Below are 13,678 nucleotides of genomic sequence, written 5' to 3'. Positions count from 1 at the left end.
AGGATACATGTTTATCAAGACCTTCACCGCCGCTGCCGTGGCGGCCGTCATGGCAACTGCCGCCATCGCTCAGGACAAGACCGGCTGGCCGCAGGAAATGACCATCGGCACCGCTTCGCAGGGCGGCACCTACTTTGTGTATGGCAACGGTTTTGCCGGCTACATCTCCGAAGCCCTTGGCCTCAACGCCACCGGCGAAGTGACCGGCGGTCCGGTTCAGAACGTCACGCTGGTTCAGACCGGCGACCACCTGATGGGCCTTGTCACCATGGGTCCGGCCTTTGACGCATGGAATGGCAAGTCGGAACTGGCCCCGGGTCTGGAGCACAAGGACATCCGCGCGCTCTTCCCGATGTACCAGACCCCGTTCCAGGTCATCGCGCTGAAATCTTCGGGCATCACCTCGGTTTCCGACCTCGCCGGCAAGCGCGTCTCGGTTGGCCCCGCAGGCGGCACCCCCGGCACCTATTGGCCGCAATTCATGGCAGCTCTCGGGGTTGAAGCCACCGTTTCCAACGCCGGTGCCGCAGACGCCGCTGGCCAGCTGACCGACGGCCTGATCGACGCCTTCGCCTTCGCCGCAGGCGTTCCGATCTCGGCCTTTGCCGAACTCGCCGCCCAGCAGGACGTCGTCATGTTCGGCTTCACCCCGGAAGAGCAGGCCAAGGTGCTGGAAGCATTCCCGGCCATGGCTCCGCTGACCATCCCCGCAGGCACCTATGCCGGCCATGACTATGTGCAGGAAACCGTCGCTTTGTGGAACTTTGCCGTTGCCCACAAGGACATGCCGGACAGCCTGGCTTACGAGATCACCAAGCTGGCTCTGGATAACCCGGACCGCATGGTCCAGATCCACGCAGCCGCCAAAGAAACCCTGCTGGAAAACTGGTCCAAGAACACCTTCATGCCGTTCCATGCGGGTGCTGTGAAATACCTTGAGGAAAAGGGCCAGACCGTGCCCGATAACCTGAAGTAATCCATCACGCATGTGACCTTGGGCGCCCTGACCAACGGGGCGCCCTTTTTGCAAGCCTTTGCAACCGCTTCTGGGGGACAGCCCATGACCGCGCCTAGCACAGACGCGCCCAAGCAGGATATCGCTGCCGGCGTCGATAACGAAATTTTCGCAGGCAACCAGCGCAAACCGATAGGCCAGCTTGGCCTCTTTGTGGCCGCTCTTTGCGTGCTTTACACCGCCTTCCACATCGGCGTGATGAACCTCTATCCGCTTGAAACCTGGACCTATCGCCTGATCCATGTTGGCGGCGGTCTGGCCATCGGCTTCCTTCTTTTCTCCTCGATGACCTTCCTCGCCGAGGATGCACCCGCGAAACCCGGCCGGTTGATGATCCTTGCCCCCGGTGCCGCGCTGATCGTCATTGCCTTGGTGCAGGTTCTTCTCTTCTTCATCTCCGATATGGGCGTCGATCAGGCCGCTCAGGCCACTGCCTATCGCTGGACCTTCGGCGTCCCGCTGACGCTTGGCACGGTTTGGGTCTTGATGGTTGGCTGGTTCTTGCCAGAGCCGCGCCGCGCCAGCCTTGATCTGGCCGATGTCGCGCTTGCCCTCGCGGCCATCGCCGCCACGCTCTATATCATCTACCACGCGCCCTTCCTGCGCCTGCGGGCAGGGACAGCCTTGGCCAAAGAGGCCGATATGTGGGCCGCGCTGGTGGGCGTGATCCTGATTCTTGAACTGACACGCCGTATGGCAGGTCTGGCTCTGGTGATCATCGCGGGCATCTTCGTGATCTACAGCTTTGTGGGCCCGTGGCTGCCCGGCATCCTTTACCACAAAGGCTACAGCCTGACCCGCTTCTTCACCTATATCTTCACCGACCAAGGCATCCTTGGCCCGACCACGGCCATTTCCTCGACCTATATCATCCTCTTTGTGGCCTTCGCCGCCTTCCTTCAGGCATCCCGCGTGGGTGAGTATTTCGTGAACTTCGCCTTTGCCGCAGCGGGCGACCGTCGCGGGGGGCCTGCGAAAGTGGCCGTCTTCGGTTCGGGCCTGATGGGCATGATCAACGGCACCTCGGCCGGCAACGTTGTGGCCACGGGTTCGCTGACCATCCCGCTAATGAAGCGCGTGGGCTACAAGCCGCAAACGGCAGCCGCGGTCGAAGCCGCCGCAAGCTCGGGCGGGCAGATTCTGCCGCCAATCATGGGGGCAGGGGCCTTCATCATGTCGGAAATCACGGGCATCGCCTATTCCGACATCGTGATTGCCGCCATCATCCCGGCGCTGCTCTACTTCGTCTCGGTCTATTTCAACGTCGATCTCGCGGCACAGAAATACGACATGAAGGGCATCCCGCGCGAAGAACTGCCGAAATTCGCCAAACTGGCGCGACAGGCGTTCTTGTTCATCCCGATCTTCATCCTGATCGGCGCGCTGTTCATGGGCTATTCGGTGATCCGGGCTGGTACGCTGGCCATGGGCGCGGCTGCGGTAGTCTCATGGCTGACCCCGTACAAGATGGGCGTGAAAGAGGTGCTCTTCGCACTGGAAATCTCGACCAAGATGACCCTGCAACTGGTGGCCGTCTGTGCCGCAGCTGGGATCATCGTGGGCGTGATCGCTCTGACCGGCCTTGGAACGCGTTTCTCCTCGCTGCTTCTTGGTCTGGCTGAAAACAACCAAGTCATCGCGCTGTTCTTTGCGATGGTCGTGTCGATCATCCTTGGGATGGGCATGCCCACCACGGCGGCCTATGCGGTGGCGGCGAGCGTGATCGCGCCGGGCCTGATCTCGATGGGCATCGACATGCTGACCGCCCACTTCTTCATCTTCTACTTCGCGGTCATGTCGGCCATCACCCCGCCTGTCGCCCTTGCGGCCTATGCGGGCGCGGCAATCGCGCAGTCAGACCCGATGAAGACCTCGGTCGAGTCGTTCAAGATGGGCCTTGCCGCCTTTATCGTGCCCTTCATGTTCTTCTCCTCGCCCGAACTTCTGATGCAGGGTTCAACCGTCGACATCATCCATGTCGTGTTGGGCGCGCTGCTTGGCGTCTATCTGCTCTCCAGCGCCGTTCAGGGATGGTTCTTTGGCCACCTGCATATCGTTCTGCGCGGGGTCTTGGTTCTGGCAGCCATGGGCATGATCGACTCAGGCTATCTGACCGATGCCATCGGTCTGGGCACGGCTGTGCTGGTCTGGGCCATCCAGAAAAAGCTGGTCAAGCCAAGCAGCATCGCCCATGGCGCGGATTGATGGACGGCCTTTCCCGTGGTCGCCGCTGTGACCACGGGAAAACCACACCTTTAACACGCTAAAACCACGCGATGAACACAGCACAAAATGAAAACGCCCCCGGTTTCGGGGGCGTTTCTTTTAGTCCTTCTTGGCCATCCGCTTGCGCTCATGCGGGTCCAAGTAACGCTTGCGAAGTCGGATGATTTTCGGGGTCACTTCCACCAGTTCATCATCGTCGATATAGGCAATCGCCTCTTCCAGCGACATCTTCACATGCGGGGTCAGACGCACCGCTTCATCCGTGCCCGAGGCGCGAACGTTGGTCAGTTTCTTGCCCTTCAGCGGGTTCACTTCAAGGTCGTTGTCGCGGCTGTGTTCGCCGATCAACATACCCTCATAGACCTGCTCTTGCGGGCCAATGAACAGGCGTCCGCGCTCTTCCAGGTTCCACAGCGCATAGGCTACCGAAACGCCATTTTCCATCGAGATTAGAACACCTTGGCGGCGTCCTTGAATGTGGCCCTTATGCGGGGTCCAGCCGTGGAAAATCCGGTTCAGCACGCCGGTGCCACGGGTGTCGGTCAGGAACTGGCCGTGATAACCGATCAGCCCGCGCGACGGCACATGGGCCACGATCCGGGTCTTTCCAGCCCCTGCGGGCTTCATCTCGACCAGATCGCCCTTGCGCTCACCCGTCAGTTTGTCGATCACGGCGCCGGTATATTCGTCATCCACATCGACGATGACTTCCTCAACCGGTTCAACCCGCTGACCGTCTTCTTCGCGCATGATCACGCGCGGACGGCTGATCGACAGTTCAAACCCTTCACGGCGCATGTTTTCAATCAAAACGCCCATCTGAAGTTCGCCCCGACCTGAAACCTCAAATGCCTCACCACCGGGGGTGTCAGCGATCTTGATGGCCACGTTCTGCTCGGCTTCTTTCATCAGGCGATCACGGATGACGCGCGACTGAACCTTGCTGCCATCACGGCCGGCAAGCGGGCTGTCGTTGATGCCAAAGGTGACAGTAATCGTCGGCGGATCAATGGGTTGCGAGGGGATAGCTTCTTCGATCGACAGGTCGCAAAGCGTATCGGCCACGGTCGCCTTGGTCATCCCGGCCAGTGTCACGATGTCGCCTGCCTGCGCTTCGTCAATCGGCTGCTGCGACAGTCCGCGGAAGGCAAGGATCTTGGTCACGCGGAACTGTTCAATCTTTTCGCCAGTGCGCGACAAAGCTTTCAGCGAGGTGCCGACCTTCAGAGTACCTGCTTCAACACGACCGGTCAGAATGCGCCCGATGAACGGGTCAGCCGACAGGGTGGTGGCCAGCATCTGGAACGGCTCGGCCGCGCGGGCAATCTGCTTGGGTGCTGGAACGTGCTTGACGATCAGATCGAACAACGCGGTCAGGTCCTTGCGCGGACCATCCAGCTCGTTATCCGCCCAGCCGGCCCGGCCAGAGGCATAAACGTAAGGGAAATCAAGCTGTTCGTCGCTTGCGCCAAGGTTCGAGAACAGGTCGAACACTTCGTTCAGGGCACGATCAGGCTCGGCATCCGGCTTGTCGACCTTGTTCAGAACCACGATCGGGCGCAGGCCAAGGGCAAGTGCCTTCGAGGTCACAAACTTGGTTTGCGGCATCGGGCCTTCGGCGGCGTCAACCAGCAGACAAACGCCGTCGACCATGCTCAGGATGCGTTCAACTTCTCCGCCAAAGTCGGCGTGGCCGGGGGTGTCGACGATATTGATACGGGTGCCCGCATGTTCCACGCTGGTACATTTGGCCAAAATGGTAATGCCGCGTTCACGTTCGATATCGTTGCTGTCCATCGCGCGCTCGCTGACAGCCTGACCTTCGCGGAAGGCCCCCGATTGTTTCAGTAGCTCGTCAACGAGCGTGGTTTTGCCATGGTCGACGTGCGCGATAATGGCGATGTTGCGGAGCTCCATCGGAAGTCACTTTCGTAAGGAATGCAGATGTTGGCGCCGCCCATAGCCTGTTTGCGGACGATTGGCCAGCCATCACGTTAGGATCAGGTGGCGATATAGCGGTCTCGCCGGTGGTTGATGGCAATGATGAGGTTGACGATCACAGCCCCAAGCAGGGACCAAAGAACAATGGTCCATGGGAAAAGGATCAGCGCGACCGAAAAAATGACGACATCTGCCGCAAGCTGAACGTATCCGGCCCGGAACCCCATCTTGTCTTGCATCAACAGCGCCACGACCCCCAACCCACCCAAAGAGCCATTGTGGCGGAACATGACCAACAGCCCGACACCTGTCAGACATCCAAAGATGACGGCTGAAAGGGGGGGCTGGACTTGGGCAATCTGGAACGCCTTTGGAAAGAATTCGGTCATGGCCGAAAGTGCTGTTACGGAAAGTAGCGACTTTACAGTGAATTGCGGGCCAAGCCTCATCCATGCAAGCGCATAGAAAGGAATGTTGATCGTGAAAAACACCAGGCCAAAGGAATAGCCGGTAAGATACGAGAGGATCACCGCAATCCCCGCAGTCTGCCCCGTAATCAGCCCGGAAAAAGTAAGGAACTGAAGTCCAAAGGCGCAAAGGAAAACGCCAAGGCCAATGCCTTGCAGATCTTCCAATTTGGTGTGGTGCTTCGCGGGGCTCATGGTTGCCATCTAGGACAGAAAGTCTGACCTGTCTACCATCCTTTTGGCAAACATGTTGCCGGAATGTCCTTGTTTGCCCGCCGACTTATGGCACAATGGCAAAAAACATAAACGAGGCAAAAAATGCAGGCGAAGAAAACCCTTGGGGTCGTTGGGGCCCCAATGAGCGACTCTATTCCCGTGGATGTGGCAGAGCTGAACACCAAGCTTGATCAGATGCTTCGGCTGATGGAAGAGCAACTCATGTTGCAGCGTGTCGGTCTGTTGGAGGATGGACATGTGCTGCGTTTTGCCCATGGCGGCACGCAAGATATCGCGCTTTCCCTGCCAAATGCGCAGGATGATTTCGTGCAGCGCACCATCCTGAAAACCCGAAACTTCTATGAAGGGCGGTTGCTTGCAACAATTCAGGGAATGAACCTGGTCGGCGAAAACACCACGGTTTGCGACGTTGGGGCCAACATCGGTAATCATTCGGTCTTTTTCGGCAAAGTGTTGGGTGCAAAGCAGGTTCTGGCTTTTGAGCCGCAGCCGAATGTCTATGCAACCCTGTGCCGCAATCTTGAACTGAATGGCCTGACCGAAGCCTTGGCCTATAACTGTCTGGTCGGGGCGAAATCGGGCCGCGGCGAGGTGGCGAAGTTCAACCCGCGTAACCTAGGCGGTACGGCTTTTGTTCCGGCAAAGGACGGTTCGATTCCGATGGTGGCGCTGGACGACCTGATTGACGCCGAGGAAATGAAGAACCTTGGTTTCATCAAAATTGATACCGAGGGCATGCAGATGGCCGTTCTTCAGGGGGCCAAGAAGATCCTCAAGGCGAAGAAGCCTGCAATCTGGGTAGAGTTGTTGCAGCGTGACAAGGACGCCTATGTCGAGGCTGCGACGCTTCTGGAAGGCATGGGATACAGTTCGGTTCAGATCGGACCGAATGACCATGTTTTTACGCATGGCAAATAAGCAGATTTTGACCATCTGAACGAAAGAAGGGCCGCTGTAATGGCGGCCCTTTTTCTTTTTGATAGCTTAGGCTTGGAGGGCCTTGTTCAAGTATTCGTCGACCTTTTCCAGATAGCCCATCGTGGTCAGCCAGCTTTGGTCCGGACCAACCAGCAAGGCAAGATCCTTGGTCATCCAACCGTCTTCGACAGTCTTCACGCAGACTTTTTCCAAGGTTGTCGCAAAGTTCAGCAGGGCCGGGTTGTCATCCAGTTTGGCGCGATGCTTCAATCCACCGGTCCAAGCAAAGATCGACGCGATAGAGTTGGTCGAGGTTTGCTGACCTTTTTGATGCTGGCGGTAGTGTCTGGTCACCGTGCCGTGGGCGGCCTCGGCCTCGACGATCTTGCCATCGGGCGTCATCAGAACCGAGGTCATCAGGCCAAGCGAGCCGAAGCCTTGGGCCACTGTGTCGGATTGGACATCGCCGTCATAGTTCTTGCAGGCCCAGATATATCCGCCCGACCATTTCAAGGCGCTGGCCACCATATCGTCGATGAGACGGTGTTCGTAATGGATGCCGGCTTTCTTGAACTCGGTCTCGAACTCTTCCTCATAGATCTTCTGGAACAGATCCTTGAACCGGCCGTCATAGGCCTTGAGGATCGTATTCTTGGTCGAAAGATACACCGGCCAGCCCTTGATAAGGCCGTAGTTAAACGACGATCGGGCAAAGTCGATGATCGATTGGTCAAGGTTGTACATCCCCATGGCAACACCGGCGGCGGGGGCGTCGAACACCTCTCTTTCGATCACCGTGCCATCATCGCCCACGAATTTCATCGTCAGCTTGCCTTTGCCGGGAAAGCGGAAATCCGTGGCGCGGTACTGATCGCCAAAAGCATGGCGCCCCACGACGATCGGTTGCGTCCAGCCCGGCACAAGGCGCGGCACGTTCTGGCAGATGATCGGTTCCCGGAAGATCACACCGCCAAGGATGTTGCGGATCGTGCCGTTGGGGCTGCGCCACATCTGCTTCAGACCGAACTCTTCGACCCGCGCCTCGTCTGGCGTGATGGTTGCACATTTGACCGCAACGCCGACTTCTTTGGTCTTGTTCGCGGCGTCGATCGTGATTTGGTCATTCGTCCGATCCCGCTCTTCGATCCCCAAATCGTAATAAAGCAGATCGACGTCCAAATAGGGGAGGATCAGCTTTTTCTTGATGAAGTCCCAGATGATGCGGGTCATCTCGTCGCCATCCATCTCGACGATGGGGTTCGCGACCTTGATCTTCGTCATGGTTCACCCTTTCACGGTGGAATCTGTGCAACGGCTATAGCGCATCCGAAAAGGAATTTCCAGAACGGTATGCGATTGTATACCGTTTAGGCGGAAAACATCCGGTCGTGAAAGTAAGGAAGCACTTGATCCCGCGTCCAAGCCCAAATTTCAGGCGCACCATTGGCGATCTTACTGCCGACACGCGTATCCAGTTGCTCAAGTGTCACATCATAGGTGACCCATGTCCCGCCGCCAGACATCAGATTGGCCATGACAGGTTGAACGCGATCCAGTGCCTTGGCGAAAAGAGCGTCGGGTGATTGGGCGGCCTCGAATTCGTCCCACAATGCGCGCAATTCTTTTCCGGTTTCGGTGGGCAAAAGGCCAAAGATCCGGTCAGCCGCTTTGGACTCAGCTGCTTGTGTATCCGCGCTGGCATGAGCCTGACCATTGGCAGAGTGGATCGGGACGTCGCCCACGTCGATCTCGACGAGATCGTGGATCAAAAGCATCTGGGTGACGCGTTGGATATTGACACGATTTTCCGCCTGATCGGCCAGAACCAGAGAATAAAGCGCCAAGTGCCACGAATGTTCGCCTGAATTTTCGCGTCGTGAGCCGTCGACCAAAGTTGTCGCGCGGTAAACGGATTTCAGGCGGTCTGCTTCTGCCAGAAAGGCCAGCCGTGCGGCGAGGTCAGGGTCATCGTCAGGGGCCATCTGCGCCAAAAGGGCCGAGGCGCGGGCATGGATCGCAGGCCAGTCTTTTGCCAAGGGGGCGGCACGCCCCCGAGTGAGGTTCATGCGTACGACGTCCAGATGATCGGGACGCGGAGGGTTTGCGCAAAGTACCTGAAACATGGGCTGGCTGTAATCCAACCGCTTGGCGGCCTTGGCATCAGGCGTTTCTGCGGTCTCAAATTCTTGCCAAAGGGATAAAAGGGCAGAGCCGATATCCGGGGGCAAAAGGCCGAACAAACGCTTTGCGGCAGCCGCCTCGGCCTGTTGAAGCGCATCTGCGTCATGGGGAAGGTCAATCGGCTGATCGCCCACGTCGATTTCGACCAGATCGTGCAGCAACAGCATAGCGATAACACGATTGCGATTTACGCCATCGGGCAGGGGCATGACCAAGGCCCAAAGGCAAAGGTGCCAGCTATGTTCGGCCGAATTCTCGGGACGGGAATTGTCCATCAGGACATTGGCGCGGTCGACCTGTTTCAACCGGTCGGCCTCGTTCAGAAAGGCGAATTGGGCCGTCAGCCGATCTGAACCTGAACCGCTCAATGCCCGCCCTTTTCGGCCTCTCTGGGCGCGGTTGGCATGGCGCTGCCTTCGCGCTTTGCGGTCAAGGCCTTTTGCAGGAAGTCGCGGCCGCGCTTCTCTGCCAGACGAATGCGGATCGACGTCATGAAGGCCTCTTGCAGGGTCGGGGACGAGGCCCCGATCACCTTGGAGACTTGTTCGTAAAAGAAAGCGTCGCCCAGTTCTTTGGAATTCTCCAAGACATCCTGGGCAAGACCGTCGGCCAAGTCCTGAATGAAATCGGCCATGTCAGCGCGAGGCCTCACCCAGACGGCGGCGCACATAGTCGCTGACCGTATTGATCATAGGCTTCATATGCGCCTCTTCATCCTTGAAGAAGTGATCCGCACCTTCGATCTCGGTGTGGGTGATCGTGATGCCCTTCTGCTCGTGCAGTTTGGACACCAGCAATTTGGTATCTTTCGGCGGGGCAACCTTGTCCGCGGTACCGTTGATAATCAGGCCGGACGACGGGCAGGGCGCAAGGAAAGAGAAGTCATAAAGGTTGGCCGGCGGCGCAACCGAAATGAAGCCAGTGATTTCCGGGCGCCGCATGAGAAGCTGCATGCCGATCCACGCCCCGAAGGAGAAGCCTGCAACCCAGCAATGCTTCGAATTCTGGTTCATCGACTGAAGGTAGTCGAGCGCCGAAGCCGCATCAGAAAGCTCGCCAATGCCTTGGTCGTATTCGCCTTGGCTGCGGCCAACACCACGGAAGTTGAACCGCAATACGGTGAAGCCAAGGTTGTAGAAGGCGTAGTGCAGGTTATAGACGACCTTATTGTTCATCGTGCCGCCATAGGCGGGGTGCGGATGAAGCACGATTGCAATCGGTGCGTCTTTGTCTTTCTGAGGATGGTAACGGCCTTCAAGGCGCCCTTCTGGGCCAGCGAAGATGACTTCGGGCATATGGATCCTGCCTGTGTTTTCCGGAAGCGTTTTCTTGACGCCTTCGCCCGGCATATCTAGGAACGTGCCTCAGGGCGGCAAAGCCACCCAAGGGGTCGAGTTCAGGTAATGGCCCCTTGGCCTGTCGTCAATCACTTTGCGCCCATTCTGGGCCCATTTCCGGGGTTTGCCCATGAAACTCTCGACCAAAGGCCGCTATGCAATGGTGGCGCTGACAGATCTGGCGATGGCAAAGGGAGACGACCTTGTTTCTCTGGCGGCTATTTCCAAGCGGCAAGATATTTCCTTGCCATATCTGGAACAGCTTTTCGTCAAGCTGCGGCGTGCTGGATTGGTCGAAGCCGTGCGCGGCCCCGGCGGCGGCTATAAGCTGGCGAAGTCGCCGTCAGACATCCGGATTGCGGATGTGATGCAGGCGGTGGAAGAGACCGTCGACGCTATGCATACCGGGGCAGGGGCTTCGGGGGCCGTGTCCGGGAGTCGGGCGCAAAGCCTGACCAATCGGTTGTGGCAGGGGCTTTCGGCCAATGTCTATGTGTTTCTGCATCAAACCCGGCTGTCTGATGTGGTGAATAACGAGATGCAGCCCTGTCCGGCAGTACCAGCCTTGTTCAGGGTGGTGGACGAGGAATGAAACCCCGCCTGTATCTTGACTGGAATGCGACCACGCCTTTGCGGCCCGAAGCGAAGGCCGCGATGATTGAGGCGATGGACGTTGTTGGAAACCCATCCTCTGTCCATGCCGAAGGTCGTGCGGCCAAAGCCCTGATGGAAAGGTCGCGCGCGAAAATTGCTTCGGCGCTTGGGGCTGATGGTGCGGATATCGTGTTTACCAGCGGCGCGACAGAGGCTGCGGCATTGGCGTTGAAGGACCGAGGGCTTCACGCGGCTGCGGTTGAACATGAGGCCGTCGCAGCATGGTGCACGACGGATTTGGCGGTTTCCAAAGAAGGGTCTGTTGCTTGTCCTGATCCAAAGACATCGGTTCTGCAATTGGCCAATTCCGAGACCGGCGTATTGCAGAACTTGCCCGAAGGGTTGGCCGTCAGCGATCTGACCCAGGCGTTTGGCAAGATACCCTTTGCCTTTAACTGGCTGGGCTGCGACATGGGTTTGGTTAGCGCGCATAAACTGGGCGGGCCGAAGGGAGTTGGCGCGCTGATCCTGCGCCGGGGGCTGGATGTCCCGCCGCAGCTTCGCGGTGGTGGGCAAGAGATGGGTCGGCGGGCGGGCACCGAGAACCTGATCGGAATGGCGGGATTTGCTGTGGCTGCCGAGGCAGCGGCGCGCGATTTGGCGAATGGTGTTTGGGAGGAGGTTGCTGAAATTAGAAATATTCTAGATTCAGCATTGTCGTCCGGTGCAAACAATACTATTTCAGTCGGGAAAGGAGCCAAGCGGCTCCCGAACACGCTTTGTGTGATCGCTCCGGGTTGGAAGGGTGAGACGCAAGTGATGGCCATGGATCTGGCAGGTTTTGCCGTTTCGGCAGGTTCTGCCTGTTCCAGTGGGAAAGTTCGGGCCAGCAAGGTTCTGACCGCAATGGGTTACGACGAAGATCTTGCCGCACAGGCAATCCGTATATCGATTGGCCCAGGCGTGTCACGCGATGATGTTGGACGATTTGCTGACCTATGGCTGGCGTCCTATTCCAAGGCGCGTGCTCGCGCCGCATAAACAAACGGGCGTAAGCCCTTGATCTGTGGGGATAAGCCAATGGCTGCACTTGACACCGAAGTACGGGAAGGCGTCGATCGTGAGACGATCGAGACCGTTCAGGCGATGGCGGGCAAGTATAAGTATGGCTGGGAAACCGAAATCGAGATGGAATACGCACCGAAAGGTGTGTCCGAAGATATCGTTCGCCTGATCAGCGAAAAGAATGGCGAGCCGGAATGGATGTTGGACTGGCGTCTGGCGGCTTATCGGCGTTGGGTCCAGATGGAAGAGCCCCGTTGGGCGATGTTGAACTATCCTGAGATCGACTATCAGGACCAGTATTACTACGCCAAGCCGAAGAGCATGACGGAAAAGCCAAAGTCGCTTGATGAGGTGGACCCGAAACTTCTGGCGACTTACGAAAAGCTTGGCATCCCCTTGAAAGAGCAGATGCTTCTTGCTGGTGTGGAAGGCCCCGAGGGTGAGCGCAAGGTTGCCGTAGATGCGGTTTTTGACTCGGTGAGCGTGGGCACAACGTTCAAGGAAGAACTGAAAAAGGCGGGCGTGATCTTTTGCTCGATCAGCGAAGCGATCAAAGAGCACCCGGAATTGGTGAAGAAGTATCTCGGAAGCGTTGTGCCGCAATCCGACAACTTCTTCGCAACTTTGAATTCGGCGGTCTTCTCGGATGGGTCGTTCGTCTATATACCCGAAGGCGTGCGCTGCCCGATGGAACTGAGCACCTATTTCCGGATCAACGCCGAGAATACGGGGCAGTTCGAACGCACCCTGATCATTGCCGACAAGAAATCCTATGTCAGCTATCTGGAAGGCTGCACCGCGCCGAAGCGCGACACCCACCAGCTTCACGCAGCCGTCGTTGAGATCGTGATTTTGGAAGATGCCGAGGTTAAGTACTCGACAGTGCAGAACTGGTATCCTGGCGATGAAAACGGCAAAGGCGGCATCTACAATTTTGTCACCAAGCGGGCGGATTGCCGTGGCGACCGTTCGAAGGTCATGTGGACGCAGGTAGAGACGGGATCGGCCATCACCTGGAAATACCCTTCCTGCATCTTGCGCGGCGATGACAGCCAAGGCGAGTTCTATTCTATCGCCATCGCCAACAACGCCCAGCAGGCCGATACGGGGACCAAGATGGTTCATCTTGGCAAACGAACAAAGTCGCGGATTGTGTCGAAAGGCATCAGTGCGGGCCGGGCGCAGAATACCTATCGCGGATTGGTTTCCATGCACCCCAAGGCCAAGGACAGCCGCAATTACACGCAATGCGACAGCCTTTTGATTGGCGACAAATGTGGGGCGCATACTGTTCCCTACATTGAGGTCAAGAACAACTCGAGCCGCGTTGAGCATGAGGCCACCACGTCAAAGGTGGATGATGACCAGCTTTTCTACTGCCGCTCACGCGGGATGGACGAGGAAGAGGCCGTGGCATTGGTGGTGAACGGATTTTGCAAGGAGGTGCTTCAGGCTCTGCCGATGGAATTCGCCATGGAAGCTCAAAGCCTTGTGGCGATCTCGCTGGAAGGTTCTGTCGGATGACGTGGCAATCGGTGGTCTTTCAGGCGTTGGTCGCCACGGTCCTTTGGGGCCTTGGAATGATCTATGCCTTTGATTGGCCGCGCGAAACCATTCTTTTGCCAATGGTCATGTTTGGCCTGTTGATGTTCGCGGTCTTGGGCACGCTCAAGATGATCAAGGATCGGGGGAAGTGA

At 57.7% G+C, this 13,678-nt stretch carries 13 protein-coding genes; 7 read left to right on the top strand and 6 right to left on the bottom strand.

Features of this window, described 5'->3' with window-relative positions; all coding sequences use genetic code 11:
- Nucleotides 1-7 precede the first annotated feature (7 nt).
- Together ACSBLW_RS04060 and ACSBLW_RS04055 are read left to right on the top strand one after the other, a co-directional pair.
- Nucleotides 8-976 (top strand): TAXI family TRAP transporter solute-binding subunit, encoded by a 969-nt coding sequence (locus ACSBLW_RS04060; protein WP_435258957.1) that lies wholly within the window; start codon nucleotides 8-10, stop codon nucleotides 974-976.
- Between the two features lie 84 nt (nucleotides 977-1,060).
- Nucleotides 1,061-3,220 carry a TRAP transporter permease gene (locus ACSBLW_RS04055; RefSeq protein WP_435258956.1) on the top strand — a complete coding sequence of 720 codons (2,160 nt, stop codon included), beginning with the start codon at nucleotides 1,061-1,063 and terminating at the stop codon, nucleotides 3,218-3,220.
- Nucleotides 3,221-3,340: 120 nt separating this feature from the next.
- Here the strand turns inward: ACSBLW_RS04055 and typA are convergent, their stop codons facing one another.
- Both typA and ACSBLW_RS04045 read right to left on the bottom strand, forming a co-directional pair.
- Nucleotides 3,341-5,158, bottom strand: a complete 1,818-nt coding sequence (typA, locus tag ACSBLW_RS04050; RefSeq protein ID WP_435258955.1) for a translational GTPase TypA — start codon at nucleotides 5,156-5,158, stop codon at nucleotides 3,341-3,343.
- Nucleotides 5,159-5,241: 83 nt separating this feature from the next.
- Nucleotides 5,242-5,844, bottom strand: coding sequence for a YitT family protein (locus ACSBLW_RS04045; RefSeq protein WP_435258954.1), 603 nt, complete (start codon nucleotides 5,842-5,844; stop codon nucleotides 5,242-5,244).
- Between the two features lie 162 nt (nucleotides 5,845-6,006).
- On the opposite strand from ACSBLW_RS04045, the gene ACSBLW_RS04040 reads away from it, so the two are divergent.
- The gene (locus tag ACSBLW_RS04040; protein WP_435258953.1) at nucleotides 6,007-6,804 is read left to right on the top strand and encodes an FkbM family methyltransferase; all 798 of its coding nucleotides are present in this window, start codon (nucleotides 6,007-6,009) and stop codon (nucleotides 6,802-6,804) included.
- 66 nt (nucleotides 6,805-6,870) lie between these two features.
- On the opposite strand, the gene ACSBLW_RS04035 is transcribed toward ACSBLW_RS04040, so the two are convergent.
- From ACSBLW_RS04035 to ACSBLW_RS04020, 4 genes are all read right to left on the bottom strand, one after another.
- Nucleotides 6,871-8,085, bottom strand: a complete 1,215-nt coding sequence (locus tag ACSBLW_RS04035) for an NADP-dependent isocitrate dehydrogenase (protein ID WP_435258952.1) — start codon at nucleotides 8,083-8,085, stop codon at nucleotides 6,871-6,873.
- A gap of 86 nt (nucleotides 8,086-8,171) precedes the next feature.
- Nucleotides 8,172-9,353, bottom strand: a complete 1,182-nt coding sequence (locus tag ACSBLW_RS04030; protein ID WP_435258951.1) for an HD domain-containing protein — start codon at nucleotides 9,351-9,353, stop codon at nucleotides 8,172-8,174.
- Nucleotides 9,350-9,619 (bottom strand): hypothetical protein, encoded by a 270-nt coding sequence (locus ACSBLW_RS04025; RefSeq protein ID WP_435258950.1) that lies wholly within the window; start codon nucleotides 9,617-9,619, stop codon nucleotides 9,350-9,352. The genes ACSBLW_RS04030 and ACSBLW_RS04025 overlap by 4 nt, the downstream gene beginning before the upstream one ends.
- Nucleotide 9,620: 1 nt before the next feature.
- Entirely contained in the window at nucleotides 9,621-10,280 is a 660-nt protein-coding gene (locus ACSBLW_RS04020; protein ID WP_435258949.1) for an alpha/beta hydrolase, read from the bottom strand.
- A gap of 172 nt (nucleotides 10,281-10,452) precedes the next feature.
- Here ACSBLW_RS04020 and ACSBLW_RS04015 point away from each other — a divergent pair, with 172 nt between their 5' ends.
- From ACSBLW_RS04015 to ACSBLW_RS04000, 4 genes are read left to right on the top strand one after another with little or no spacing between them, the layout of a single operon-like run.
- Entirely contained in the window at nucleotides 10,453-10,914 is a 462-nt protein-coding gene (locus ACSBLW_RS04015) for an Rrf2 family transcriptional regulator (RefSeq protein WP_435258948.1), read from the top strand.
- Nucleotides 10,911-11,957, top strand: coding sequence for a cysteine desulfurase family protein (locus tag ACSBLW_RS04010; protein ID WP_435258947.1), 1,047 nt, complete (start codon nucleotides 10,911-10,913; stop codon nucleotides 11,955-11,957). Before ACSBLW_RS04015 ends, ACSBLW_RS04010 begins: the two co-directional genes overlap by 4 nt.
- A 39-nt stretch (nucleotides 11,958-11,996) precedes the next feature.
- Complete coding sequence (gene sufB, locus ACSBLW_RS04005) at nucleotides 11,997-13,505, top strand: Fe-S cluster assembly protein SufB (RefSeq protein ID WP_435258946.1); 1,509 nt, start codon at nucleotides 11,997-11,999, stop codon at nucleotides 13,503-13,505.
- Nucleotides 13,502-13,678, top strand: coding sequence for a hypothetical protein (locus ACSBLW_RS04000; protein ID WP_435258945.1), 177 nt, complete (start codon nucleotides 13,502-13,504; stop codon nucleotides 13,676-13,678). Before sufB ends, ACSBLW_RS04000 begins: the two co-directional genes overlap by 4 nt.

The sequence above is a fragment of the Thioclava sp. FR2 genome (assembly GCF_051200875.1).
Lineage (GTDB): Bacteria > Pseudomonadota > Alphaproteobacteria > Rhodobacterales > Rhodobacteraceae > Pseudotabrizicola.
The sequence above is the reverse complement of the archived record's forward strand: the minus strand, read 5'-3'. Positions and strand labels throughout refer to the sequence as shown.